We start from the raw sequence: 25,158 nt of genomic DNA, 5'->3' as shown, positions 1-25,158 counted from the left end.
AATGTCCTCAGGCAAGGCCTCTTTTGACAACACCTGGTTTCGTGAACTTACCGGATGTTACACCGCGCTGAACCCCACGCCACTGGCAGGCGGACGCCTGCTATATCATAACGCACCGCTTGCAGCCTCAATGGGGCTGGATAACGCGCTCTTTGCCGATAAGGGTCATGCCGTCTGGCACGGTGCAGCACTGCTGCCAGGCATGCAGCCGCTGGCGCAGGTCTACAGCGGCCATCAGTTTGGCGTCTGGGCGGGCCAGCTGGGCGACGGACGCGGCATTCTGCTGGGTGAGCAGCGTCTGGAGGATGGCAGCAAGCTGGACTGGCATCTCAAGGGCGCAGGCCTGACGCCTTATTCCCGCATGGGCGATGGCCGTGCCGTGATCCGTTCCAGCGTTCGTGAGTTTCTCGCCTCGGAAGCGCTGCATCATCTGGGCATTCCCACCACGCGTGCGCTGACCCTGTCGATAGGTGATGAGCCGGTCTACCGCGAAACAACAGAGCGTGGCGCGATGCTGATGCGCATTTCACCGAGTCATCTGCGTTTCGGTCATTTCGAGCATTTCTTTTACAGCCAGCAGCAGGAGAAAGTGCAGCAACTGGCCGACTACGCCATTCGCCATCACTGGCTGCATCTGGACGCTGAAGCAGATCGCTATCAACAGTGGTTTACCGACATTGTGTTACGCACTGCGCGTCTGATTGCGCTGTGGCAGAGCGTGGGCTTTGCTCATGGAGTGATGAACACTGATAACATGTCGATTCTGGGTCTGACCATCGACTATGGCCCCTTTGGTTTTCTGGATGATTATCAGCCCGACTTCATCTGTAATCACAGCGACTATCAGGGGCGCTACAGCTTTGAAAATCAGCCAATGATTGGCATGTGGAATCTTAACCGGCTGGCACATGCGCTGTCGGGTCTGCTGACCACCGAGCAGTTGCGGACGGCACTGAGCGCCTACGAACCTGAACTGATGCGGGTCTGGGGCGAACGGATGCGGGCGAAACTCGGTCTGCTGACGCAGCAGAGCAGCGATAATGAGATTCTGACCGATCTGCTGGCACTGATGACGCAGGAGCATAGCGATTACACCCTGACGTTCCGCCTGCTCAGTGAGACGCAGCAGGCTGAAAGCCGTTCACCGCTGCGGGATGAGTTTATCGATCGTGAGGCGTTTGATAGCTGGTATCAGCGCTATCGCAGCCGTCTGATGGATGAGCAGGTCAGTGATGAAGAACGCCAGGCCGTGATGAAGGCATCCAATCCGGCGGTGATTCTGCGCAACTATCTGGCGCAGCAGGCCATTGAAGAGGCGGAGCGGGGAGAGCAGGGGGCGCTGGCACGTCTGCATCAGGCGTTACAGCAACCCTTTAGCGATCAGACAGCCGCTGAATATCGTCAGCGGCCGCCAGACTGGGGCAAAACCCTTGAAGTGAGCTGCTCCAGCTGATGCAGACTCAGAGGCGGTGAGAAACCGCCTCGGCCAGCAGGGCGAGCACCTTTTCGCTCTCCTGCCAGCCGAGGCAGGGATCGGTAATCGACTTGCCGTAGACCAGCGGTTCGCCGCTGACGACTTTCTGATTGCCCTCTTCCAGGAAGCTTTCAATCATCACACCGGCAACGGCCTGCGATCCCGCTTTAATCTGTTCTGCCACCTCTGCCGCGACATCCATCTGACGACGATGCTGCTTCAGGCAGTTACCGTGACTGAAGTCGATCACCAGCTGCTGTGGCAGATTAAACGCCGACAGACTTTCGGCCGCGGCGGCAACATCACTGGCATGATAGTTAGGCTGTTTGCCGCCACGCAGGATCACATGACCATGCGGATTACCGCTGGTCTGATAGATGGTCATCTGGCCCAGCTTATCGGGCGAAAGGAACATGTGGCTGGCGCGCGCGGCGCGAATCGCATCCACGGCAATCTGTACGTTACCATCGGTGCCGTTTTTAAAGCCGACCGGGCAGGAGAGGGCCGATGCCATTTCGCGGTGGATCTGGCTTTCGGTAGTACGTGCGCCAATCGCGCCCCAGCTAATCAGATCGGCAATAAACTGGCCGATCACCATATCCAGGAATTCCGTGGCGGTAGGCAGGCCCAGCGCGTTGATATCAATCAGCAGCTGGCGGGCGATGCCTATGCCGCGGTTCACATCGTAGCTCCCATCCAGATCGGGATCGGAGATTAAGCCTTTCCAGCCCACTACGGTGCGCGGCTTTTCAAAGTAGGCGCGCATCACAATCTCCAGCCGATCTTCATAGCGGCGGCGTAACGTGTTCAGACGCTCAGCATATTCCAGTGCCGCTTTCGGGTCGTGCAGCGAGCAGGGGCCAATCACCACCAGCAGGCGGGGATCTTCGCCAGTCAGAATACGGGCAATACGTTTACGGGCAGAGGTAACATTGTCGGCAATTGCCGGAGAGACAGGATGCTCAGCCGCCAGGCTGGCGGGGGTAATCAGACTACCAATGCGTGCGGTACGCAGTTCGTCGGTTTTGTTCATGGGATTCTCGAAAACGGTTCTTCGCAGCGGTGAAATACCGGGAAGTGATGGTGGTCACAATAAACCATTAGTCTGCGAATTCAACCCGGAATTTAATAATGAAATCAAAAGCGACGGCAGCGCCGCTTTACAGTTCAGCGCCGGTTACCCATCAGTACATGCGGCGAGTCAGGCCCATAATGTCGAGAATTTTGGTCGCAATCTCCTCCACCGAGTAGTTGGTGCTGTTGAGATAGCGGATTTGATGGGTACGAAACAGCGCTTCCACTTCGCCCACCTCCAGCCGGCACTGACGCATCGAGGCGTAACGGGTATTTTCCGCCCGCTCCTGACGTATCGCAGCCAGCCGTTCCGGGTCGATGGTCAGCCCGAACAGTTTATTCTGATGCGCGCGCAGCGCGGGCGGGAGTTTAAGGTTATCCATATCGTCGGCAATGAATGGATAGTTGGCGGCGCGAATACCAAACTGCATCGCCAGATAGAGGCTGGTGGGTGTTTTGCCACAGCGCGAGACGCCTAACAGAATCACCTGCGCATCTTCCAGCCCGCGCAGCGAGATGCCGTCATCATGCGCCAGGGTGTAATCAATGGCCGCGATACGTGCGTCATATTTGCCCAGGTTACTGGCATCCAGTCCATGGGTACGGTGTGCCACCGGCGCGGGCGATAGCCCCAGCTCCTGCTGAAGCGGGGCGACCAGCGCCTGGACGATATCCTGACAAAAGCCGTCACTTTGTACGATGATGTCGCGCACTTCCGGCGTCACGATGGAGAAAAAGACCAGCGGCCGGACGCCGCTCTGCTGATAGAGCGCGTTAATCTGGGCTTTAACCGCCAGCGCCCGCTGAACATTTTCCACAAACGGCAGCGTCAGGCTGGTGATATTGACCGGAAACTGCGACAGCACCGCATGACCCAGCACCTCAGCCGTAATGGCCGTACCATCGGAGATATAAAAAACGCTTCTGTCAGTTGTCATAACGAAATCAGCCTCAGACAAGAGTGAGCGTTCAGCATGGGCCATGCGATTAAATAAATCATCTCTGATTTTAATTTCTGGAATGTCTGTCCGGATTATTTGTCTGCCGTTTCATCACGATACTAAAAATGAAAAGCGGGTTCGTTGAGCCAGAATTCTTTTTTAATCCGTCGTTAAGCCGCAAATAGCCACGCAGTTGTTGCGCAACAAAACAGAATGCTTAAGTGGCTGAAAATCTGCCATTTCCTGTGGCATCAATCATTTAGAGAAAAAAGGCGACTTTGCGCAACAGCAAAATAATGCGCTCACAATTCCGAATCTGTGGCTGAAATTCTGCTTTAACGATTCAACAGATCGTTATCGGGGGGGTGATATGCCAGGCTGAAGACAGATTACTCCCTGTGTCCATTCATTGATAATTGATAAAGGATAAGCTCAATGTCCAGTAAAGGCGAACAGCCACTCGTGCTCTGGTATAACCAGCTTGGCATGCATGATGTTGACCGGGTGGGAGGCAAAAATGCCTCTCTGGGTGAAATGATTACTAATCTGTCGTCGCTGGGCGTTTCCGTGCCCAATGGTTTCGCGACCACATCGTATGCTTTTAACCTGTTCCTCGATCAAAGCGGGCTGAATCAGCGTATTTACGCGCTGCTGGATGAGACCGACATTGATGACGTTGATGCGCTGGCAAAAGCGGGTAAGCAGATTCGTCAGTGGGTCGTGGAGACACCGTTCCTGCCCGAGCTGGAGTCCGCCATTCTGGACGCCTATAAGCAACTTTCTGCGGATGATGATGCCGCGTCGTTTGCCGTGCGCTCCTCTGCAACCGCAGAAGATATGCCTGACGCCTCTTTTGCCGGCCAGCAGGAAACCTTCCTGAATGTACAGGGCATCGACGCCGTAATGGTGGCGGTAAAACATGTTTTCGCCTCGCTGTTTAATGACCGCGCTATCTCCTACCGCGTGCATCAGGGCTATGACCATCGTGGCGTTGCGCTCTCTGCGGGAATACAGCGCATGGTGCGTTCAGACCTGGCCGCCTCGGGTGTGATGTTCACTATTGATACCGAGTCCGGTTTTGATCAGGTGGTCTTTATCACCGCCGCACTGGGGCTGGGGGAAATGGTGGTGCAGGGTGCCGTTAACCCGGATGAGTTCTATGTCCACAAGCCAACCCTGGCAGCCGATCGTCCGTCGATTGTGCGCCGCAATATGGGCTCGAAAAAGGTTCGCATGGTCTACGCCGATTCCCAGGCGCATGGCGAGCAGGTGCGGATCGAAGATGTGCCTGAGGCCGAACGCGACCGTTTCTGCCTGAGCGATGAGGAAGTGCAGGCGCTGGCGAAACAGGCGGTGCTGATTGAACAGCACTATCAGCGCCCGATGGATATTGAGTGGGCCAAAGATGGGCACACCGGCAAACTGTTTATCGTTCAGGCGCGCCCTGAAACCGTACGCTCAAATGGTCAGGTCATGGAGCGTTATACGCTGCAGGGGCAGGGCAGCGTTGTCGTGGAAGGTCGTGCTATCGGTCATCGTATTGGCGCAGGCGTGGTGAAGGTCATCCACGATATCAGCGAAATGAACCGCATTGAAAAAGGCGATGTGCTGGTGACCGACATGACCGACCCGGACTGGGAACCGATCATGAAAAAGGCGTCAGCGATTGTAACTAACCGCGGCGGACGGACCTGTCATGCAGCGATCATCGCGCGTGAGTTGGGCATTCCGGCAGTGGTGGGCTGTGGTGACGCCACCGACCGGCTGAAAGAGGGGCATAACGTCACTGTCTCATGTGCCGAAGGTGATACCGGCTACGTCTACGATCAACTGCTCGACTTCGACGTCACCAGTTCGCAGGTCGATTCACTGCCTGAACTGCCGCTGAAGATCATGATGAACGTGGGCAACCCCGATCGCGCCTTTGATTTCGCCTGTCTGCCTAACGAAGGCGTGGGTCTGGCGCGGCTGGAATTTATCATTAACCGCATGATCGGCGTCCACCCTAAAGCGCTGCTGGAGTTTGACCAACAGACGCAGGAGCTGCAGCAGCAGATCCGTAAAATGATGAAAGGATTTGATGATCCGGTGGAGTTTTATATCGCTCGCCTGACTGAAGGAATTGCTACGCTTGGCGCGGCTTTTGCGCCGAAACGCGTAATTGTCCGACTTTCTGACTTTAAAACCAATGAATATGCCAACCTGGTGGGTGGTGAACGCTACGAGCCAGAAGAGGAAAACCCGATGCTGGGATTCCGGGGTGCGGGTCGCTATGTCGCTGACAGCTTCCGGGACTGCTTTGCGCTTGAGTGCGAAGCCGTGAAACGTGTTCGCAACGAAATGGGCCTGACGAACGTCGAGATTATGGTTCCCTTTGTGCGCACCGTTGAGCAGGCGAAGGCCGTGGTGGAAGAGCTGGGGCGTCAGGGACTGAAGCGCGGCGAGAACGGGCTGAAGATCATTATGATGTGCGAGATCCCATCCAATGCCCTGCTGGCGGATCAGTTCCTGGAGCACTTCGATGGCTTCTCTATTGGCTCAAACGACATGACTCAGCTGACGCTGGGGCTGGACCGCGACTCTGGCGTCGTCTCCGCGCTGTTTGACGAGCGTAACGAGGCCGTGAAGATGCTGCTTTCAATGGCGATAAGGGCGGCGAAACAGAAGGGGAAATATGTCGGAATCTGTGGGCAGGGGCCGTCAGACCATCAGGATTTTGCCGCATGGCTGATGGAAGAGGGCATCGACAGTCTGTCACTGAACCCGGACACGGTGGTGGAGACCTGGGTGAGTCTGGCGCAGTTAAATAAAACAGCCTGATACGGGTTGTTAGCACTCTTCAGGGCCCGCTATGCGGGCCTTTTCTGTTTATATCTGGTCGGATTCAGGCAAAAAAAAAGCCCATCACAGGGGATGGGCAAAGACTACACACAGCAATTCTTTACTCTACTCAGGGGAATGAGATTGTCTGGAAATCATCAGGTTGATTTCGAACATAGGAAACATGTTATTCATACGGCTGGCTGGCGTCTTTAAGAATCCTCTTATTAGTTTAAAGCCAATAATCTTTTGTGACCTTTACTTCGCCATTTGGCTTAAGAAACAGTGCAGAAAGTAATCTTTTTTGGCCCGAAAAGGTCACTTTCAGGCCAAAGGTGGCTTTTTTCTTAAAAAGCGCTAATGAAAAATGGAATTTATCTGATCTGAGAGAAGGGGTGCGGTTAATCATCATTAACCGCACTAATCAATGCTTATGGGTGGTTGCGGCGCAACGGGTTATTGCACCCCATCATGCAGCAGGCGGGATATCATCGTGATCGGCCAGGGCATCAGCCACGGCCAGTTGGTCACTATCGGGGGCAGGCGCTTCGTGAACCCAGACGGAAACCAGACGGTAGGAGACCGCCAGAACCACCGGCCCGATAAACAGACCAATCATCCCGAACGCAAACAGTCCACCAATAACACCAGAAAGAATCAGGATCATCGGCAGATCGGCACCCATACGGATCAGCATCGGTCGCAGCACGTTATCCATTGTGCCGACCACACAGCTCCAGACCAGCAGCACCGTTCCCCATGTCGTATCTCCGCTCCAGTAGAGGTAGATAATGGCGGGAACCAGCACCAGCAGCGGGCCGAGCTGTACCAGACAGCAGAGGATCATCAGTACCGTCAACAGCGTGGCGTAAGGAATGCCGGAGATCGCCAGACCGATACCGCCCAGCACGCCCTGCACCAGCGCCGTCACCACTACGCCAAGCGCCACGGCACGAATGGACTGCGCCGCCAGCAGTACGGCGGCATCACCGCGCCGTCCCGCCATGCGGAAAGCAAAGTGACGAATGCCCTGGGCAGCCTGTTCGCCACGCCAGTAAAGCAGCACGCTGAACAGTAACATCACGCCCAGATGGATCATAAAGCGTCCGAAATGACCGGCCTGCGCGACAAAAAAGCCGGTGGTACGGCCGATATAGGGCTGTATTTTGGCCATGACGCCGGCACCGCCGCTCGCCACCAGCGTGTCATAACTGACATAAAGCTTCTTGCCGACCATCGGTACATCGTTGAGCCATAACAGTCGCGGCATCATATGCCCCTGAGTAACCCAGGCAATCACCGGCGCGCTGTTATCAATCAGGCTGCTGACCAGCAGGGCGATAGGGATAATAAACAGCAGCAGCAGCAGCAGTGTCATCACGATCACCGCCAGGGAACGGCGTCCCCATAACAGTCGCTGGAATTTCAGCATCAATGGCCAGGTGGCAATCACCACCATGCTGGCCCAGGCAAAGCCCAGAATAAACGGCTGCACGACCCATAAACAGGCGACAATAAGCAGCAGAATGAACATCAGGGTGAAGAGTATTTGCGGTAAATCCATATCCCGGTACTGGCTTTTCATCATTGACTCATAACCTCGTCTTAATCCTTCATTTTCAGGCATTCGGATGCCCGTTTTTATCATGATCTATTTGCTGAGGATTAAACAGAGTCGCGGAGAAAGGTTTTTGCCTTTTCTGAAAAAAGGGCAGGCGCAGGAAAAATATGATAAAACGAGAAATCGCTAATCTATAAACGCAAACGTTTACAACACCTTCGGTCAGACAATAATGATCCCACAGATTTCGCAGGCACCGGGCCTCGTTCAACTGGTGCTGACGTTCCTTGAGTCGTTGAAAGAGCAGGGTTTTACCGGTGACATGGCAACCAGCTATGCCGATCGTCTTTCACTCTCCACCGATAACAGTATCTATCAATTGCTGCCCGACGCGGCGCTCTTTCCGCGCTCGACTGCGGATGTTGCGTTGCTCGCCCGTGTGGCCGCAGAAGCGCGCTTTGCCAGTCTGGTATTTACCCCGCGCGGCGGCGGTACCGGCACCAACGGTCAGTCGCTGAATCAGGGGATTGTGGTGGATATGTCGCGCTACATGAACCGCATCCTCGAGATCAATACGGATGAGGGGTGGGTGCGGGTTGAAGCGGGGGTGATCAAAGATCAGCTTAATGCCTGGCTGAAGCCATTCGGCTTTTTCTTCTCGCCGGAGTTATCCACCAGTAACCGTGCCACGCTGGGCGGCATGATTAATACCGATGCGTCCGGCCAGGGCTCGCTGGTCTATGGCAAAACCTCGGACCATGTGCTGGGCCTGCGCGCCGTGCTGCTGGGCGGCGATATCCTTGATACGCGGCCAATGGCCACCGCGCTGGCTGAAACCCTGGCGCAGACGGCAACTCCCGAAGGCCGGCTCTATCAGCAGGTGCTGACGCGCTGCCGCGAGCATCGTGCGCTGATTCTGGAAAAGTTTCCAAAGCTGAATCGGTTCCTGACCGGATATGACCTGCGCCATGTCTTCAGCGACGATATGCAGACCTTTGACCTGACGCGCCTGCTGTGCGGTGCAGAGGGAACGCTGGCCTTCGTCACGGAAGCGCGGCTTGATATCACGCCGCTGCCTAAAGTGCGGCGACTGGTGAATATCAAATATGACTCCTTTGACTCAGCCCTGCGCAATGCGCCGTTTATGGTGGAAGCGCAGGCGCTCTCGGTAGAGACCGTTGACTCAAAGGTGCTGAACCTGGCACGCGAAGACATTGTCTGGCACTCAGTGCGCGAATTGATCGCCGATGTACCCGACAAAGAGATGCTGGGTCTGAATATTGTTGAGTTTGCGGGTGACAACGCCGCGCTGATCGATCAGCAGATTGAACAGCTTTGTGGCCGCCTTGACGCACTGATGGCACAGCAGCAGGGCGGCGTGATTGGCTATCAGTTCTGTAACGATCTGGATGGCATTGAACGCATCTATAACATGCGTAAAAAAGCGGTGGGTCTGTTGGGAAATGCCAAAGGCCGGGCTAAACCGATTCCCTTTGTGGAAGATACCGCGGTCCCGCCGGAAAAACTGGCGGACTACATCGTCGAGTTTCGCGCGCTGCTCGACAGCCACGGGCTGAGCTACGGCATGTTTGGTCACGTCGATGCAGGCGTCCTGCATGTGCGTCCGGCGCTGGATATGTGCGATCCGCAGCAGGAGATGATGATGAAACAGATCTCCGACGAAGTCGTAGCGCTGACAGCGCGCTATGGTGGCCTGCTGTGGGGTGAACATGGCAAAGGGTTCCGTGCCCAGTACAGTCCGGCATTCTTCGGTGAGACGCTGTTTAACGAATTGCGCCGCATCAAAGCGGCCTTTGATCCGCTCAATCGCCTGAATCCGGGCAAGATCTGTACGCCATTCAACAGTAATGATGAAATGATGCAGGTCGATGCGGTGAAGCGCGGAACCTATGATCGTCAGATTCCGTTAACGGTCCGGGATGAATGGCGTGGCGCGATGGAGTGTAACGGCAACGGGTTATGTTTTAACTTTGATGCCCGCAGCCCGATGTGTCCCTCCATGAAAATCACCCGCAACCGCATTCACTCGCCCAAAGGACGGGCAACGCTGACGCGGGAGTGGCTGCGGCTGCTGGCCGGGCAGGGCGTCGATCCGCTAACCCTGGAAAAGCAGCTGCCTGAAAATCGCCTGTCGCTTCGCGCCCTGATTGCCCGCACCCGCAATAGCTGGCACGCCAGCAAAGGGGAGTATGACTTCTCGCACGAGGTGAAAGAGGCGATGTCGGGCTGTCTGGCCTGCAAAGCCTGCTCTACCCAGTGTCCGATTAAAATTGACGTGCCCGCTTTCCGCTCGCGCTTCTTACAGCTCTACCACACCCGGTATCTGCGTCCGGTCAGCGATCACCTGGTGGCAGCAGTAGAGGGCTATGCGCCGCTGATGGCGAAAGCACCGAAAGTATTTAACTTCTTCCTGCGCCAGCCGTGGCTGAAAGAGATAAGTAAAACCCATATTGGTATGGTCGATCTGCCGCTGCTTTCGGCCCCTAATCTGAAACAGCAACTCAGTGGTCATCCCGCCATGAACATGACGCTGGAGCAGCTGGAAGGGGTGTCAGCCGCTGAACGCGCAAACTGTGTGCTGGTGGTGCAGGATCCCTTTACCAGCTTCTATGAGGCGCAGCTGGTTAACGATTTTGTCAGGCTGATTGAGAAACTGGGCTACCGGCCCGTGCTCCTGCCATTCTCACCAAATGGCAAAGCGCAACATGTGAAAGGCTTCCTGCAACGTTTCGCCCGCACGGCGTCCCGCACCGCCGATTTCCTGAATCGGGTGGCAAAACTGGGGTTGCCCATGGTCGGTGTCGATCCGGCTACGGTGCTCTGCTATCGCGATGAGTATCGTCAGACGCTGGGCGAATCACGCGGCGACTTTAATGTCCTGCTGGTGCATGAGTGGTTAGAGCGTGCTCTGGCCGGGCGTGACGTGCAGGTCGCGGGCGGAGAATCCTGGTATCTGTTTGCACACTGCACAGAGGTGACCGCGCTGCCCTCCACGCCGAATCAGTGGCAGGCGATCTTCTCCCGTTTTGGCGCGAAGCTGGAAAACATCAATGTTGGCTGCTGCGGTATGGCAGGCACCTACGGTCACGAAAGTAAGAACCTTGAAAACTCGCTGGGGATCTACGCGCTCTCCTGGCATCCCCAGCTTCAGCGACTGCCACGCCAGCGCTGCCTGGCCACCGGCTATTCGTGCCGCAGTCAGGTCAAGCGTGTAGAGGGCAACGGAATGCGTCATCCGCTTCAGGCATTGTTAGAGCTAATGTAAAAAAATTGTGCGCGACGTCACGGCCTGGCTGGATTAGAATATCCAGCCTGCGTGACGCATAAAGTCACTTTGCAACGCAGTGGCCTGGTTCCACTCCCCGACCATTGCCAGTTGATGGCAGAGGCGGGTCAGGGACAATCGCGCCAGTTGATAAGCCTGAAGGCGAAACAGGCGATCACGATCGCTGTTTCCCATCTCCTGCACCAGTCGGTGATGCAGTTTACCCATGGCATGCAGGTAACTCTGGTCGTCACCGTTCAACTGGCAGATTTCTGCCATATCCTGACAGGCATCGTTAAACTGACGTAGCTGATGAATCGAGCAGTCGGCCCGGTCGAGCTTTGCCTGCGCCATATAAAAGTCGACGGTGATATCACGCACCGCAAACTGATATTCGTCGATTTTGTGCTGCAGCCAGGCTGAGACAGAAAGCGTCATAACGCCACCCTGAATGTGAATGATAATAATTATCATATTCAATTGGACTGTGATTGCAATTGGCTGGCAGAAAAATTTATCGATTTATCCTGCCTGTCGGTATAATCGGAAATAACAATCTGTTTACATCGCAGAAAGGCGTAACCTATCAATAAGCATTTTTATCAAAAATGGTTATTTAAAAAAGAGTGATTTATTAATAGGTTAACACTGGCTTATTTATGCTGACGCTCTCACCACAAGGTGAGCTGAAGAGGCTATGCTTAATAATTAAGCAAATAAAACCGCACAAGATGATTATCCCTGCAAAACAAGAGGTTGAAGTGATTGGTCAGATCACTACCATAGGGGGATAGCCTGAAAAGGTCCGGACTCAAGAGGTATCAACATGGCATCCGTTAATACAGACTCTTTCTCACCCGACGATTTTGTCTGGAAAGGGCTGACGCTGACTGAAACCGCAGCGCAACAAATTCTCAATCTGGCGGCTCAGGACCCCGATGTCAAGGGTCTGCGGCTTGGCGTAAAACAATCCGGCTGCGCCGGTTTTGGTTACGTCATGGATCTGGTGAAAGAGCCAGTCGAGGATGATTTGCAGTTCTCATTCCATGGCGCAACGCTGTTTGTGCCGCTACAGGCGATGCCATTCGTTGATGGCACCGAACTGGACTACGTTCGTGAAGGCCTGAATCAGATTTTTAAATTCAATAACCCTAAAGCTCAGCACGCCTGCGGGTGCGGTGAGAGCTTTGGCGTCGAGTAAGTGAAATATGTCACGACACAGCGAAACATCTGACGATGTACAAATCTGGGAAGGCAAGCTCAACTACAAAGAGGGCTTCTTTACCCAACTGCAAACCGAAGAATTTGCCAACGGCATCAATGAAGATGTGGTGCGGGCGATCTCGGCCAAGCGTAACGAGCCAGAGTGGATGCTGGAGTTTCGTCTTAAAGCGTTTCGTGCCTGGCTTGAAATGGAAGAGCCACACTGGCTGAAAGCGCACTACGAAAAACTCGACTACCAGGATTACAGCTACTACTCCGCGCCTTCCTGCGGCAACTGTGATGACAGCTGCGCGTCAGAACCCGGTGCAATGCAGGCTTCAGGCAGCGCGCCAGCCAGCGATTATCTGACGCAGGAAGTGGAAAACGCCTTTAATCAGCTGGGTGTCCCGGTGCGTGAAGGCCGTGAAGTGGCGGTTGATGCCATTTTTGACTCCGTTTCGGTGGCGACCACCTATCGCGGCAAGCTGGCGGAGCAGGGGATTATCTTCTGTTCCTTTGGCGAAGCGATCCAGGAGCACCCGGAGCTGGTGAAGCAGTATCTCGGCACGGTTGTTCCGGCGAACGATAACTTCTTTGCGGCGCTGAACTCAGCGGTCGCCTCTGACGGCACCTTCGTTTATATCCCGAAAGGGGTGCGTTGCCCGATGGAGTTGTCGACCTATTTCCGCATCAACGCAGCGAAAACCGGTCAGTTCGAACGCACCATCCTGATTGCCGATGAAGACAGCTACGTCAGCTACATCGAAGGCTGTTCAGCGCCAGTGCGTGACACCTACCAGCTGCACGCGGCCGTGGTGGAAGTCATCATCCACAAAAATGCCGAAGTGAAATATTCGACTGTTCAGAACTGGTTCCCGGGCGGCGAAGGTGAAGGGGGTATCCTGAACTTCGTGACCAAGCGTGCGCTGTGTGAAGGCGACCACAGTAAGATGTCCTGGACGCAATCTGAAACCGGCTCTGCTATCACCTGGAAATACCCAAGCTGCATTCTGCGCGGGGACTACTCGGTGGGTGAATTCTACTCAGTGGCACTGACCAGCGGTCGTCAGCAGGCCGATACCGGCACCAAGATGATCCACATTGGTAAAAACACCAAATCGACCATTATCTCCAAAGGGATTTCGGCCGGTAAAAGTCAGAACACCTATCGCGGGCTGGTGAAAATCATGCCAACCGCGACCAATGCCCGTAACTTTACGCAGTGTGACTCGATGCTGATCGGTCCTGATTGCGGCGCACATACTTTCCCGTATGTGGAAACCCGCAACAATACCGCTCAGCTTGAGCATGAAGCCACGACATCACGTATCGGCGAAGATCAGATGTTCTACTGTCTGCAACGCGGTATCAGTGAAGAAGACGCCATCTCGATGATCGTGAACGGCTTCTGTAAAGACGTATTCTCGGAGTTGCCACTGGAATTTGCTGTGGAAGCCCAGAAATTGTTAGCCATCAGCCTTGAGCACAGTGTGGGCTGATGCCGTCACACGCGTTGCCGGAAGCAATGTGAAGGAATAAGTATGTTAAGCATTAAAGATTTGCAGGTCAGTGTTGAAGATAAAGCCATTCTGCGTGGCCTGAATCTCGAAATTAAACCCGGCGAAGTGCATGCCATCATGGGCCCGAACGGCTCAGGTAAAAGTACCCTGTCAGCGACGCTGGCAGGCCGTGAAGATTATGAAGTGACCGGCGGTTCGGTCAGCTTCAAAGGTAAAGATCTGCTGGAACTGGCCCCTGAAGAGCGCGCCGGTGAAGGCATCTTTATGGCATTCCAGTATCCGGTAGAAATTCCGGGCGTCAGCAACCAGTTCTTTTTACAGACCTCGGTCAATGCGGTACGCAAATATCGTCAGCAGGAAGAGCTGGATCGCTTCGATTTCCAGGACTTCATTGAAGAGAAAATTGAGCTGCTGAAGATGCCGGCAGATCTGCTGACCCGCTCAGTCAACGTCGGCTTCTCCGGCGGTGAGAAGAAGCGTAACGACATCCTGCAGATGGCGGCGCTGGAGCCGGAGCTCTGCATCCTGGATGAGACCGACTCAGGCCTGGATATCGATGCGCTGAAAATCGTGGCGAATGGCGTAAACAGCCTGCGCGACGAAAAACGTGCCTTTATCATCGTGACCCACTACCAGCGTATTCTGGATTACATCAAGCCAGACTTCGTTCATGTTCTGTATCAGGGCAAAATCGTGAAATCTGGCGACTTCTCGCTGGTGAAACAGCTGGAGGAGCAAGGTTATGGCTGGCTTACCGACGAAGAGTGATTCTGCGCTGCAACAGTGGCATCACCTGTTTGAGTCGCGTGGCGACGTGCGTTCTCTGCAGGCGCAGCAGCACTGGCAGCAACTGATGCGCGTTGGCCTGCCAACCCGCAAGCACGAAAACTGGAAGTACACGCCGCTGGACACCTTACTGTCTCAGCAGTTTGTACTGCCTGACGCGCCGCAGACCCTGAGCGCTGAACAGGTTGATGCACTCGCGCTGCCGCTGGATGCGATCCGTCTGGTCTATGTTGACGGTCAGTTCCAGCCAGCCTTCAGCAGTCGCGACTGCGATCTGTTTGAGGTTCAGCACAGCGTGGCCGCCGAGCGCCGTCCGCTGCCTGCTGCGGTTCAGCCTGAAGTCTTCCTGCATCTGACTGAGAGTCTGGCAGAAGAGGTGACGACCCTGCGTCTGGCGCGCGGTAAATCCGCTGCGCGTCCGGTCTATCTGCTGCATATCACCAGCGGTCAGCAGACGGGTATGAACACGGTTCACTATCGTCATCACCTGCAGCTGGAAGAGAGTGCAGAAGCGGAAGTGATTGAGCACTACGTTTCACTGGATGAGCGCGCCCATTTCACCGGCACGCGCTTTACCTTTGCGGTAGGCGACAATGCAAAACTGACGCACACGAAGCTGGCCTTTGAAAGCAGCGCCAGCTATCACTTTGCGCATAACGATCTGGTCATTGGCAACGATGGCCAGGTCAGCAGCACCAGCTTCCTGCTGGGTGCCGGGCTGTCGCGTCACAACACCAGTACCCAGCTGAACGGCGAAAACACCACGCTGGCGATCAACAGCCTGGTGCTGCCGGTGAAACAGGAAGTGGCGGATACCCGTACTTACCTGGAGCACAACAAGGGCCACTGCGTCAGCCGCCAGATGCATAAAACCATCGTGCGCGATAAAGGCCGTGCGGTGTTTAACGGCCACATTAAAGTGGCACAGCATGCGCTGAAGACCGACGGGCAGATGACCAACAACAACCTGTTGCTGGGCAAGCTCTCAGAAGTCGATACCAAACCGCAGCTGGAAATTTATGCGGATGACGTCAAGTGCAGCCACGGTGCCACCATCGGTCGTATTGATGATGAGCAGATGTTCTACCTGCGTTCGCGCGGTATTGAGCAGGATGCTGCGCAGACCATGATTATTCATGCGTTTGCCGCAGAACTGACCGAGACACTGGAAAATGAGGTGATGCGTCAGGCCGTGCTGCAGCGTATCGCGCAACGTTTTCCCGGAGGCGACATATGATGAACTTCGATCTCGAACGCGTCAGGGCTGATTTTCCTATCCTGAAGCGTGAGGTCAACGGTCATCCGCTGGCCTATCTTGACAGTGCGGCCAGCGCACAGCGTCCACTCTCGGTGATTAACGCCGAGAGTCATTTCTATCAGTACGGCTATGCGGCCGTGCATCGTGGTATCCATACGCTGAGCCAGCAGGCGACCAGCGACATGGAGAACGTGCGCGATCAGGCTGCCCGTTTTATCAACGCGCAGTCACAGGAAGAGATTGTCTTCGTTAAAGGCACCACCGAAGGCATCAATCTGGTGGCGAACACCTGGGGCAGCAGTAACCTCCAGGCTGGCGATAACCTGATCATCACTGAGATGGAGCATCACGCCAATATCGTTCCATGGCAGATGCTGGCCCAGCGCAACGGCGCAGAAGTGCGGGTCCTGCCATTAAATGACAACGGTGAGTTGGCGCTGGAGCAACTGGCGGGGCTGATCGACAGCCGTACGCGGTTGCTGGCGGTGACGCATGTATCAAATGTGCTCGGCACGATTAACCCGGTTAAAGCGATCGTTGCTCAGGCAAAAGCCGCTGGTGTGGTAACGCTGGTGGATGGTGCCCAGGCGGTGATGCATGACAAGGTTGATGTGCAGGATATCGGCTGCGACTTCTACGCCTTCTCCAGCCATAAACTCTATGGCCCGAACGGCGTGGGTATTCTCTACGGCCGCAAAGCGCTGCTGGATGAGATGCCACCATGGGAAGGGGGCGGTTCAATGATTGAGCGCGTCCTGCTGCCCACCGGCACCACCTGGAATAGTGCGCCGTGGCGCTTTGAAGCGGGTACGCCGAATACCGGCGGCATTATCGGCTTTGGTGCGGCAATGGCCTATGTGCAGGCGCTGGGACTGGATACGATTCATCAGCGCGAGACGGCACTGATGAACTATGCGCTCGATAAGCTGGGTACCGTTCCGGATATTCAGATCTACGGGCCACAGTCACGAGCTGGCGTTATCGCCTTCAATCTCGGTAAACACCACGCCTACGACGTCGGCAGCTTCCTGGATCAATATGGCATTGCCATCCGCACCGGACATCACTGCGCGATGCCGCTGATGCAGCATTACAATGTACCGGCGATGTGCCGTGCCTCCTTCACGTTCTACAACAGTGAAGAGGAAGTGGATCGTCTGGCTGCCGGTTTGACGCGCATTCATCGTCTGCTGGGCGGCTGAACAGTTTTAACGGAGTCACTGATGGCGAATTTGCCTGAAAAAGAGAAACTGGTTCGCAACTTCAACCGTTGCGCCAACTGGGAAGAGAAGTACCTCTACATTATTGAGCTGGGTTCAAAGCTTCCGGAATCTTCTGAAACCTTACACCAGCCGGAGAACGTGATTTCGGGTTGTCAGAGTCAGGTGTGGATCAGAATGACCCCGCAGGCGGATGGTTCCATTGCGTTTGAAGGCGACAGCGATGCCGCTATCGTTAAAGGACTGATTGCTATCGTATTTAGCCTCTATCAGAACCTGCCGCCCGCCGATATCCTGGCGCTGGATGTGCGCCACTGGTTTGGCGAACTGGCACTGATGCAGCACCTGACGCCCACCCGGTCGCAGGGGCTGGAGGCGATGATTCGGTCTATTCGCCATACCGCTCAGAACCTCAGCTAAGTTACACTCCACAGACGCCATCCGGCGTCTGTTTTTTATCTGACGAGAAAATTGCATGAAACCTGCTTTACGTTTAGCCGGTGCATTGCTGCTGACCTGCTTTGGGCTCTCTGCATCCGCGTTCGCCACCGAATATCCGCTGCCACCACCTGACAGTCGCCTGATTGGCGAAAACGTCCTGACTCAGGTTCCTGACAATAAACAACCTCTGGAAGCGATTGCGGCGCGCTACCAGGTCGGCCTGCTGAGCATGCTGGAGGCGAATCCCGGTACCGATCCCTGGCTTCCCAAAGCGGGCACGCAACTGACGGTTCCACTGCAGATGATCCTGCCCGATACGCCGCGCGAAGGGATTGTGGTGAATCTGGCCGAGCTGCGTCTCTACTACTACCCCAAAGGGGAGGATAAGGTCATTGTCTATCCCATCGGCATTGGCCAGCTGGGTGCGGCCACGCCAGTGATGGTGACGCAGATCAGCCAGAAGATCCCTAATCCTACCTGGACGCCCACGGCGAACATCCGCAAACGCTACGCCAAAGAGGGCATCACGCTGCCTGGCGTAGTTCCCGCCGGACCGGATAACCCGATGGGGCAGTTTGCCATGCGTCTGGCGCGCGGCACCGGCCAGTATCTGATCCATGGCACTAATGCGAAATTCGGCATCGGCATGCGCGTCAGTTCAGGCTGCATCCGTCTGCGTTCAGAAGATATCGAAGCGCTGTTTAATTCAGCTCCGAAAGGGACGCGGGTACAGATCATCAATCAGCCGGTGAAATACGCTGTAGAGCCGGATGGGAAACGCTACGTGGAAGTGCATCAGCCGCTGTCACGCAACGACAAGGACGATCCGCAGACCATGCCGATTGCACTCACTGCCGGAGTGAAGCAGTTTATGAAAAGTGAGAAGAGTGATAGCGCGCTGATTAAAGCCAGCTTAGCACGACGCTCAGGCATGCCTGTGCTCGTCAGCAGTGGGGAGCCGGTGCAGAGTGATACCGTGCCGCCTGCGGGGCTGGAGAGCGCATCTGTGGGGGCTGATAGCCCGGTGACACAGGCTGAGGGCAACGCGGTTCAGCCCTGACCGGATAAGTGCCTGTGAAGGGCACTGAATTCGGAGCAAAAAAAATGGCGCCATAAAGGCGCCATTTTTAAACCAGAACTCTTACTTACGGTAAGAGTGAGCCTGGTTGTCCAGACGCTGGTTAGCGCGTGCTGCGTCATCTTTAGCAGCCTGAACGTCTGAACGCACTGCGTTCACGTCGTTGCTCAGCTGGTCAACTTTAGCGTTCAGAGTCTGAACGTCTGAAGACAGCTGGTCGATTTTAGCGTTGCTTGAGCAACCAGCCAGCAGAGTTGAAGCCAGAACTACCGCGCCCAGTACCAGTTTAGTACGATTCATTATTTATACCCTCTAGATTGAGTTAATCTCCATGTAGCGTTACAAGTATTACACAAAGCTTTTTAAGTTGAGAATAAATTTTTGATGAGAAGATGCTTAAATTTGATCGTTCGCTCAAAGAAGCAGCGAATCACAGAATATGATAAAAAAATTTAGCGAAAACAGAGAGATTTAATCGGATTAACCTTAATATTAAGAGTATTTGAATAGTTATTTTCGATTGGAATTTTCTGACATTTGGTTTAAGTAGAAATAAAAAAAAGCGCCCGATAAAGGCGCTTCAAAATAATGGTCAGAGAGAGTTTTACAGAACGTGTACAGAAGCGGTGTTGGTAGTTCCGCTTGGTACTAATGCACCTGACACCAGCACCACGACATCGCCTTTCTGGCCGTAGCCACTTTCCAGCGCCGCTTCTTTACCCAGACGATAGAAATCATCGGTTGAAGCGATCTCTGTCACCAGACGTGTCTCAATCCCTTTGCTCAGGATCAGCTGACGGGCAGTCATCGGATTGGTGGTCAGCGCCAGGATGGTCGCATTCGGGAAGTATTTACGCACGGCTTTAGCAGATTTACCCCCTTCGGTAGCAACCACAATCAGTGGCGCTTCCAGCTTCTCAGCGGTCTCTACAGCACCACGGCAGACAGCTTCTGTGATACGCATTTTGCGGTTATCACTCTGGCTGTCGATGCGGGACTTCATCACGCGATCGGTACGCTCACAGATGGTCGCCATGATGGTGACCGACTCCAGCGGATAACGGCCTTTGGCGCTCTCACCTGACAGCATCACAGCATCGGTACCGTCAAGAATGGCGTTTGCCACGTCACCGGCTTCTGCGCGGGTAGGGCGCGGGTTCTTGATCATGGAATCGAGCATCTGGGTAGCCGTGATGACCACTTTGCGTGCTTTATTACATTTTTTGATCATCATCTTCTGCGCGAAGATCACTTCTTCAACCGGGATCTCAACACCCAGGTCGCCACGCGCAACCATGATGCCGTCTGACGCTTCGAGGATTTCGTCGAAGTTGTTCAGGCCTTCCTGGTTTTCGATTTTGGAGATGATCTGGATATGCTCGCCGCCGTTCTGTTTCAGGTGCTCGCGAATTTCCAGCACATCTGAACGTTTACGGATGAAAGAGGCGGCGACAAAGTCTACACCCTGCTCACAACCAAAAATCAGGTCGCGCTTATCTTTTTCGGCCAGTGCTGGCAGCTGGATAGAGACGCCTGGCAGGTTAACGCCTTTGTTTTCACCCAGATCGCCATTGTTCAGGACTTTACACACCACGGTATTTTCAGTGACTTCGGTCACTTCCATACCAATCAGGCCATCATCGACCAGCACCGTGTTGCCGATTTTCAGGTCAGCAGTGAAACCCGGGTAGGTCACCGCAACGCGCTCGCTGTTGCCAATCACGCTCTGATCTGTAGTAAAGGTAAAAGTCTGACCCGCTTTCAGAGCCGCATCGTTGCCGCCTTCCAGTTTCATGGTGCGGATTTCAGGGCCTTTGGTATCCAGCAGGATAGCGGCCTGACGGCCGGTTTTTTGCATAACGGCACGCATGTTGGTGATGCGTTGACCATGCTCAGCGTAGTCGCCGTGAGAGAAGTTAAGACGCATAACATTCATGCCAGCTTCAAGCAGCTGAGTCAGCATCTCTTCGGATTCGGTTTTCGGGCCAATTGTACAAACGATTTTAGTCTTTTTCATGACGGATTTTCTGTAAGTTGTGATGGATGAATAAGGGCGGAATCCGATGGCAGCGCATCGAAGTGAAATTTCTGATTGAGACTGAAAAGGGCAGTACTGAGTAAGAATAGGTGACGAAGGCCAGGCGTGCAGGGAAGTTGTGCGGTTACGGTTGGTAACCACCACGCTGTTGTTGCGCAAATCATTTGAGTTATCGCAGTAAGCACGTGATCGCTGAAACCTTTCAAGTAAGCAACGCGGGACAGTATAGACGCTAAGTATGCGAAAACCAATCAAAAAGCAGAAGGGGGAAGCGATGCAGATCAATAAAAGTGGAGTTGCGCAAGCTGAAGGAATTCTGAAAGTGGTGCGCTCTAATGGACTCGAACCATCGACCCCCACCATGTCAAGGTGGTGCTCTAACCAACTGAGCTAAGAGCGCATTCTGAATATTGGTGCGTCCGAGTGGACTCGAACCACCGACCCCCACCATGTCAAGGTGGTGCTCTAACCAACTGAGCTACGGACGCACTTGGTGCGCTCTAATGGACTCGAACCATCGACCCCCACCATGTCAAGGTGGTGCTCTAACCAACTGAGCTAAGAGCGCAACATGCTGTCAGGGCGACAGCGGGGACGAATATTAACGGCAGCGTGTGAGGCTGGCAAGGGGAAAATGGTTTTTTCGCCATGACTGCACAGCAACTGTGCTAACCGTCGTTTTTTTCGTCATTGCGGGCCATGAATGACCCGCCTCGAACGTTATCGTGCTGCACGCGTCAGGATAATTTCCGCCGGTGATTGCTGTAACCGTCTGATGCGCCAGAGCATCATCACCGCAGCCGAGGTCAGACCGATAATAAAGCCGCACCAGAAGCCCGCAGGACCCATGCGCGGCACCAGCCAGTCGGTCAGCGCCAGCAGATAACCGGCGGGCAGCCCCAGCAGCCAGTAAGCGATAAAGGTAATAAAGAAAATCGACCGCGTATCTTTATAGCCGCGCAGGATCCCGCTGCCAATCACCTGTATCGAGTCTGAGAACTGATAAATTGCCGCCAGCAGCATCAGCTGTGCCGCCAGCGTCACCACTTCAGGGTTGTCGTTATAGAGCAGGGCAATCTGATGACGAAATGTCACGGTAAAAATGGCGGTCAGCGCCGCCATGCTGATGCCAACCCCCTGGGCGGTCCAGGCCGCGACCCGTGCCTGCTCGGTGGAGCCCTGGCCCAGACGATAACCGACGCGGATGGTGGTCGCGACACCCAGCGACAGCGGCAATACGAACATCAGTGAACTGAAATTGAGCGCAATCTGGTGGCCGGCCACGTTAACGATGCCCAGTGGCGAAACCAGCAGGGCGACCACGGCGAACAGTGTGACCTCAAAGAAGAGTGCCAGCGCCACTGGCAATCCCAGTGTCATCAGGCGGCTCAGAATCGGACGGGAAGGGGGGACCAGCGGCTCTCCATACGGATATCGCGCATGCTACCCATCCGGCGCACCCAGTAGCGCATGCAGATAAACATCACCCAGTAGACCGAGGCGGTCGCCACGCCGCAGCCGACACCGCCCAGGGCAGGCATGCCGAAGTGGCCATAGATAAAGACATAGTTGAGCGGGATGTTGAACATCAGGCCTAAAAAGCCCAGCACCATGCCGGGTTTGGTTTTCGACAGCCCCTCGCACTGATTGCGCAGCACCTGGAAGAAGAGGTAGCCTGGCGCGCCGAACAGCAGGGCATGCAGATAGCCTTCTGCCTTCAGCGCCAGCACTGGATCGATGTCATGCATCGCCCGGATAAGATAACCGGCATGCCACAACAGCACCATAATCAGCAGGGAGACGAAAAAGGCAAGCCAGTATCCCTGGCGGATCTGTTCACCGATGCGTTCGCGGCGGCCAGAACCATTGAGTTGCGCAACGGTGGGCGTCAATGCAAGCAGAAGACCATGACCAAACAGGATGGCCGGTAGCCAGACAGAGGTGCCGACAGCAACGGCGGCCATATCCGTGGCGCTGACTGCGCCGGCCATAATGGTATCCACAAATCCCATTGCGGTTTGAGCCACCTGAGCAAGGATGACCGGAATCGCAAGGGCCAGCAATTGACGCGCTTCTGTTAAATACTTCTGCACGTTAACACCTGACTTATTGAATGAATTAAAAGGGGCAGGAAGCCCGGGGAATTTCGCGAGCTAGTGTAACTGGCGTAACAGAATTCGCCAATCTTTGTCACACAATGCGGTTTGCTCCGCTATAAAGCGGCGGCGCGGGCTGAAATCTAACAGCCGACCTGAGCTGTGATAAACTAGCGTAAACTTCGCAGAGGCAAAGACTATGTTTACCGGTATTGTGCAGGGCACCGCAGAAATCGTGTCCATTGAAGAGAAAGAACTGTTTCGTACCCACACTGTCCGCCTGCCGGAAGAGCTCTTACCGGGTCTGGCGCTGGGCGCATCCGTAGCCCATAACGGTTGCTGTTTAACCGTAACGGCAATTGAAGGCGACCGCGTCAGTTTTGATTTAATTAAAGAGACATTGCGGGTAACTAACCTTGGCGATTTACGTCAGGGCGATGTGGTCAATATTGAGCGTGCAGCGAAATTCAGCGATGAAATAGGCGGACATCTGATGTCTGGTCATATTATGACCACCGCTGAAATCTGCAAGATTATCCAGTCAGAACATAACCGCGAGGTCTGGTTTAAAATCCAGGATGCGGCGCAGATGAAATATATTCTGCATAAAGGGTTTGTCGGCATCGACGGTATCAGCCTGACGGTAGGCGATGTGACTAAGACTAAGTTCTGCGTCTATCTGATCCCGGAAACGCTGGAGCGTACTACGCTGGGGGCGAAGACCTTTGGCGATCGGGTGAATATTGAAATCGATCCGCACACGCAGGCAATCGTGGAGACCGTTGAGCGGGTATTAGCACAGCGCGATGCCGCGGCGGCGATGAGCATGCTGACCGGCCAGTCAACGACAGAGAGTTAATAAAAGGCGCGTAAGCACCGCAGACAGCCCAATCGGTTTTACTCTGTCAGCACTATAAAAGCGCAGGGCGCCGGGTCAGAAGAGGAAAGCGTCCAGCCGCCCGGATAAAAACGCCGGGAGCGTTTTTGAACAACGCAAAGCGTTGGCCCGGCAACGGGCGCACCTCAGGGATGAGGTGCGTAATCGCGTGGGCCGGGCGTGTCAGGGATGACAGGTTTTGCGACTTTCCGATCTGACCCTGTTCCTTGCGCAACGCTTCCTTTTAAAGCAAAACAGGCCAGTCTTATAAAGTCTTTGGCCGGGGTAGCGCTTTCTTAATTGCCCGCTTTTTAACCCCTACCGCGCCACCCGTAATCCCCCCTCTACACCGCGACTGAACACGATCTGCCACAGCTGAATATCACGCGCCCGGAAGGCACCCGCACAGGCATTCAGATAATAGGAGAACATCCGCTTAAAGCGTTCGCCATATTTATCGGCCAGCTCTGGCCAGGCCTGCAAAAAGCGTTCATGCCAGGCCATCAGTGTTTTGTCGTAATCTGCGCCGAAATTGTGCCAGTCTTCCAGAATAAAATGGGGCTCGCTGGCATCGGCCACATGGCGCACCGAAGGCAGGCAGCCGTTGGGGAAGATATATTTATCGATCCAGGGATCGACACTCATATCGGTTTTAATCGCGCCGATGGTGTGAAGCAGGAAAATACCGTCAGGCTTTAAATTACGATCGACCACGTCAAAATAGGTCGCGTAATTTTTCGGCCCGACATGTTCAAACATACCCACCGACACAATACGATCAAACTGCTCATTCAGATCGCGATAATCCTGCAACAGAATCGTGACGTCTAATCCGCTACAGCGCTGCTGCGCCAGTTTCTGTTGTTCGGCGGAAATCGTCACGCCATGCACTTTAACGCCATAATGACGTGCGGCAAATTCCGCGAGTCCGCCCCAGCCACAGCCGATATCCAGCAGTGACATTCCGGGTTCCAGCGCTAATTTACGGCAGATCATATCCAGCTTGGCTTCCTGCGCCGTCGCCAGTGTCGTCGCCTCTTTCCAGTAGCCACAGGAGTATTGCATGTACGGATCGAGCATCAGTGAAAAGAGGTCGTTGCCCAGGTCGTAATGCTCTTTACCGACAATCCACGCCCGCTTTTTTGACTGCAGATTGGTTAAGCGTGCGGCGGCAATGCGCAGCGTATCTTTAAAGTGATGAGGCAGCTGCTGATCGAGTTTATGCTTAAGTACCTGATGGAAGAAAATATCCAGCCGGTCACACTCCCACCATCCATCCATATAGCTCTCACCGAGCCCAAGAGAGCCCTCCTGCAGAACACGTTTAAAAAAACCAGGATGATTAATATGAATATCCCAGGGACGTGAACCATTAATTTCGATATCCGCTTTTTCCAGCAGTTCATGAACGATGCGATACCAATGGTTTTCTTCGAGGCTCACTTCTTCTGCATAAGATGAACTCATAGATTTTCCACCACCTGT

Annotated in this window: 18 protein-coding genes, 3 tRNA genes, 1 other RNA gene and 1 pseudogene; 11 read left to right on the top strand and 12 right to left on the bottom strand. The window is 54.5% G+C overall.

The window, feature by feature from the left end:
- Position 1 precedes the first annotated feature (1 nt).
- On the top strand, positions 2 to 1,453 hold the full coding sequence (locus tag ACR8BN_RS10750; protein WP_434746906.1) for a protein adenylyltransferase SelO: 1,452 nt from the start codon (positions 2 to 4) through the stop codon (positions 1,451 to 1,453).
- A 7-nt stretch (positions 1,454 to 1,460) separates the two neighbouring features.
- On the opposite strand, the gene ACR8BN_RS10745 is transcribed toward ACR8BN_RS10750, so the two are convergent.
- Positions 1,461 to 2,507: a 3-deoxy-7-phosphoheptulonate synthase gene (locus tag ACR8BN_RS10745; protein ID WP_434746905.1), complete on the bottom strand. Its 1,047-nt coding sequence runs from the start codon at positions 2,505 to 2,507 to the stop codon at positions 1,461 to 1,463.
- A gap of 151 nt (positions 2,508 to 2,658) precedes the next feature.
- On the bottom strand, positions 2,659 to 3,486 hold the full coding sequence (gene ppsR / locus ACR8BN_RS10740; RefSeq protein WP_010245652.1) for a posphoenolpyruvate synthetase regulatory kinase/phosphorylase PpsR: 828 nt from the start codon (positions 3,484 to 3,486) through the stop codon (positions 2,659 to 2,661).
- A 438-nt stretch (positions 3,487 to 3,924) separates the two neighbouring features.
- Between ppsR and ppsA the strand changes: the two genes are divergently transcribed.
- Positions 3,925 to 6,309 carry a phosphoenolpyruvate synthase gene (gene ppsA / locus ACR8BN_RS10735; RefSeq protein ID WP_434746904.1) on the top strand — a complete coding sequence of 795 codons (2,385 nt, stop codon included), beginning with the start codon at positions 3,925 to 3,927 and terminating at the stop codon, positions 6,307 to 6,309.
- Positions 6,310 to 6,378: 69 nt separating this feature from the next.
- Here the strand turns inward: ppsA and rprA are convergent.
- Together rprA and ydiK are read right to left on the bottom strand one after the other, a co-directional pair.
- Positions 6,379 to 6,486: antisense sRNA RprA (gene rprA / locus ACR8BN_RS10730), an RNA gene on the bottom strand.
- Positions 6,487 to 6,778: 292 nt separating this feature from the next.
- The gene (gene ydiK / locus ACR8BN_RS10725; RefSeq protein WP_033767089.1) at positions 6,779 to 7,897 is read right to left on the bottom strand and encodes an AI-2E family transporter YdiK; all 1,119 of its coding nucleotides are present in this window, start codon (positions 7,895 to 7,897) and stop codon (positions 6,779 to 6,781) included.
- 205 nt (positions 7,898 to 8,102) lie between these two features.
- Between ydiK and ydiJ the strand changes: the two genes are divergently transcribed.
- The gene (ydiJ, locus tag ACR8BN_RS10720; RefSeq protein ID WP_434746903.1) at positions 8,103 to 11,156 is read left to right on the top strand and encodes a D-2-hydroxyglutarate dehydrogenase YdiJ; all 3,054 of its coding nucleotides are present in this window, start codon (positions 8,103 to 8,105) and stop codon (positions 11,154 to 11,156) included.
- Positions 11,157 to 11,189: 33 nt separating this feature from the next.
- On the opposite strand, the gene ACR8BN_RS10715 is transcribed toward ydiJ, so the two are convergent.
- The gene (locus ACR8BN_RS10715) at positions 11,190 to 11,594 is read right to left on the bottom strand and encodes a hypothetical protein (protein ID WP_031590472.1); all 405 of its coding nucleotides are present in this window, start codon (positions 11,592 to 11,594) and stop codon (positions 11,190 to 11,192) included.
- Positions 11,595 to 11,982: 388 nt separating this feature from the next.
- Between ACR8BN_RS10715 and sufA the strand changes: the two genes are divergently transcribed.
- The 7 genes from sufA to ACR8BN_RS10680 are packed head-to-tail and all read left to right on the top strand — an operon-like array spanning position 11,983 to position 18,644.
- Positions 11,983 to 12,357 carry a Fe-S cluster assembly scaffold SufA gene (gene sufA, locus ACR8BN_RS10710; protein ID WP_010245637.1) on the top strand — a complete coding sequence of 125 codons (375 nt, stop codon included), beginning with the start codon at positions 11,983 to 11,985 and terminating at the stop codon, positions 12,355 to 12,357.
- 7 nt (positions 12,358 to 12,364) lie between these two features.
- Entirely contained in the window at positions 12,365 to 13,858 is a 1,494-nt protein-coding gene (gene sufB / locus ACR8BN_RS10705; protein WP_003853227.1) for a Fe-S cluster assembly protein SufB, read from the top strand.
- 42 nt (positions 13,859 to 13,900) lie between these two features.
- Positions 13,901 to 14,647: a Fe-S cluster assembly ATPase SufC gene (gene sufC / locus ACR8BN_RS10700; protein ID WP_010245631.1), complete on the top strand. Its 747-nt coding sequence runs from the start codon at positions 13,901 to 13,903 to the stop codon at positions 14,645 to 14,647.
- Positions 14,622 to 15,902 (top strand): Fe-S cluster assembly protein SufD, encoded by a 1,281-nt coding sequence (gene sufD / locus ACR8BN_RS10695; protein WP_039391819.1) that lies wholly within the window; start codon positions 14,622 to 14,624, stop codon positions 15,900 to 15,902. The genes sufC and sufD overlap by 26 nt, the downstream gene beginning before the upstream one ends.
- Complete coding sequence (gene sufS, locus ACR8BN_RS10690) at positions 15,902 to 17,125, top strand: cysteine desulfurase SufS (RefSeq protein WP_434747581.1); 1,224 nt, start codon at positions 15,902 to 15,904, stop codon at positions 17,123 to 17,125. Before sufD ends, sufS begins: the two co-directional genes overlap by 1 nt.
- Before the next feature lie 21 nt (positions 17,126 to 17,146).
- Positions 17,147 to 17,563 carry a cysteine desulfuration protein SufE gene (gene sufE, locus ACR8BN_RS10685; RefSeq protein WP_010245623.1) on the top strand — a complete coding sequence of 139 codons (417 nt, stop codon included), beginning with the start codon at positions 17,147 to 17,149 and terminating at the stop codon, positions 17,561 to 17,563.
- A gap of 55 nt (positions 17,564 to 17,618) precedes the next feature.
- Complete coding sequence (locus ACR8BN_RS10680) at positions 17,619 to 18,644, top strand: L,D-transpeptidase family protein (protein WP_115387596.1); 1,026 nt, start codon at positions 17,619 to 17,621, stop codon at positions 18,642 to 18,644.
- A gap of 81 nt (positions 18,645 to 18,725) precedes the next feature.
- Here ACR8BN_RS10680 and ACR8BN_RS10675 read toward each other — a convergent pair whose 3' ends face one another.
- From ACR8BN_RS10675 to ACR8BN_RS10650, 6 genes and pseudogenes are all read right to left on the bottom strand, one after another.
- Positions 18,726 to 18,962: a major outer membrane lipoprotein gene (locus ACR8BN_RS10675; protein WP_009090492.1), complete on the bottom strand. Its 237-nt coding sequence runs from the start codon at positions 18,960 to 18,962 to the stop codon at positions 18,726 to 18,728.
- A 304-nt stretch (positions 18,963 to 19,266) separates the two neighbouring features.
- Positions 19,267 to 20,679: a pyruvate kinase PykF gene (pykF, locus tag ACR8BN_RS10670; protein WP_010245613.1), complete on the bottom strand. Its 1,413-nt coding sequence runs from the start codon at positions 20,677 to 20,679 to the stop codon at positions 19,267 to 19,269.
- Between the two features lie 344 nt (positions 20,680 to 21,023).
- A tRNA-Val gene (locus tag ACR8BN_RS10665) sits at positions 21,024 to 21,100 on the bottom strand.
- Positions 21,101 to 21,111: 11 nt separating this feature from the next.
- Positions 21,112 to 21,188 (bottom strand) — tRNA-Val (locus tag ACR8BN_RS10660).
- Positions 21,189 to 21,191: 3 nt separating this feature from the next.
- A tRNA-Val gene (locus tag ACR8BN_RS10655) sits at positions 21,192 to 21,268 on the bottom strand.
- Positions 21,269 to 21,420: 152 nt separating this feature from the next.
- A pseudogene (locus ACR8BN_RS10650) lies at positions 21,421 to 22,793 on the bottom strand (MATE family efflux transporter).
- A 202-nt stretch (positions 22,794 to 22,995) separates the two neighbouring features.
- On the opposite strand from ACR8BN_RS10650, the gene ACR8BN_RS10645 reads away from it, so the two are divergent.
- The gene (locus ACR8BN_RS10645; RefSeq protein ID WP_010670039.1) at positions 22,996 to 23,655 is read left to right on the top strand and encodes a riboflavin synthase; all 660 of its coding nucleotides are present in this window, start codon (positions 22,996 to 22,998) and stop codon (positions 23,653 to 23,655) included.
- Positions 23,656 to 23,991: 336 nt separating this feature from the next.
- Here the strand turns inward: ACR8BN_RS10645 and cfa are convergent, their stop codons facing one another.
- On the bottom strand, positions 23,992 to 25,140 hold the full coding sequence (cfa, locus tag ACR8BN_RS10640; RefSeq protein ID WP_010245604.1) for a cyclopropane fatty acyl phospholipid synthase: 1,149 nt from the start codon (positions 25,138 to 25,140) through the stop codon (positions 23,992 to 23,994).
- Positions 25,141 to 25,158: the final 18 nt, after the last annotated feature.

Source organism: Pantoea sp. Lu_F5_004 (genome assembly GCF_051136245.1).
Lineage (GTDB): Bacteria > Pseudomonadota > Gammaproteobacteria > Enterobacterales > Enterobacteriaceae > Pantoea > Pantoea agglomerans.
The sequence above is the reverse complement of the archived record's forward strand: the minus strand, read 5'-3'. Positions and strand labels throughout refer to the sequence as shown.

What these genes read in the sequence shown, in the direction of transcription:
- ppsR (WP_010245652.1), bottom strand. Translation starts at nt 3,486, where the DNA reads ATGACAACTGACAGAAGCGTTTTTTATATCTCCGATGGTACGGCCATT.
- ACR8BN_RS10715 (WP_031590472.1), bottom strand. Translation starts at nt 11,594, where the DNA reads ATGACGCTTTCTGTCTCAGCCTGGCTGCAGCACAAAATCGACGAATAT.
- sufB (WP_003853227.1), top strand. Translation starts at nt 12,365, where the DNA reads ATGTCACGACACAGCGAAACATCTGACGATGTACAAATCTGGGAAGGC.
- ACR8BN_RS10675 (WP_009090492.1), bottom strand. Translation starts at nt 18,962, where the DNA reads ATGAATCGTACTAAACTGGTACTGGGCGCGGTAGTTCTGGCTTCAACT.
- sufE (WP_010245623.1), top strand. Translation starts at nt 17,147, where the DNA reads ATGGCGAATTTGCCTGAAAAAGAGAAACTGGTTCGCAACTTCAACCGT.
- sufC (WP_010245631.1), top strand. Translation starts at nt 13,901, where the DNA reads ATGTTAAGCATTAAAGATTTGCAGGTCAGTGTTGAAGATAAAGCCATT.
- ydiK (WP_033767089.1), bottom strand. Translation starts at nt 7,897, where the DNA reads ATGATGAAAAGCCAGTACCGGGATATGGATTTACCGCAAATACTCTTC.
- ACR8BN_RS10745 (WP_434746905.1), bottom strand. Translation starts at nt 2,507, where the DNA reads ATGAACAAAACCGACGAACTGCGTACCGCACGCATTGGTAGTCTGATT.
- ACR8BN_RS10680 (WP_115387596.1), top strand. Translation starts at nt 17,619, where the DNA reads ATGAAACCTGCTTTACGTTTAGCCGGTGCATTGCTGCTGACCTGCTTT.
- pykF (WP_010245613.1), bottom strand. Translation starts at nt 20,679, where the DNA reads ATGAAAAAGACTAAAATCGTTTGTACAATTGGCCCGAAAACCGAATCC.
- sufD (WP_039391819.1), top strand. Translation starts at nt 14,622, where the DNA reads ATGGCTGGCTTACCGACGAAGAGTGATTCTGCGCTGCAACAGTGGCAT.
- ppsA (WP_434746904.1), top strand. Translation starts at nt 3,925, where the DNA reads ATGTCCAGTAAAGGCGAACAGCCACTCGTGCTCTGGTATAACCAGCTT.
- sufS (WP_434747581.1), top strand. Translation starts at nt 15,902, where the DNA reads ATGAACTTCGATCTCGAACGCGTCAGGGCTGATTTTCCTATCCTGAAG.
- ydiJ (WP_434746903.1), top strand. Translation starts at nt 8,103, where the DNA reads ATGATCCCACAGATTTCGCAGGCACCGGGCCTCGTTCAACTGGTGCTG.
- ACR8BN_RS10750 (WP_434746906.1), top strand. Translation starts at nt 2, where the DNA reads ATGTCCTCAGGCAAGGCCTCTTTTGACAACACCTGGTTTCGTGAACTT.
- cfa (WP_010245604.1), bottom strand. Translation starts at nt 25,140, where the DNA reads ATGAGTTCATCTTATGCAGAAGAAGTGAGCCTCGAAGAAAACCATTGG.
- sufA (WP_010245637.1), top strand. Translation starts at nt 11,983, where the DNA reads ATGGCATCCGTTAATACAGACTCTTTCTCACCCGACGATTTTGTCTGG.
- ACR8BN_RS10645 (WP_010670039.1), top strand. Translation starts at nt 22,996, where the DNA reads ATGTTTACCGGTATTGTGCAGGGCACCGCAGAAATCGTGTCCATTGAA.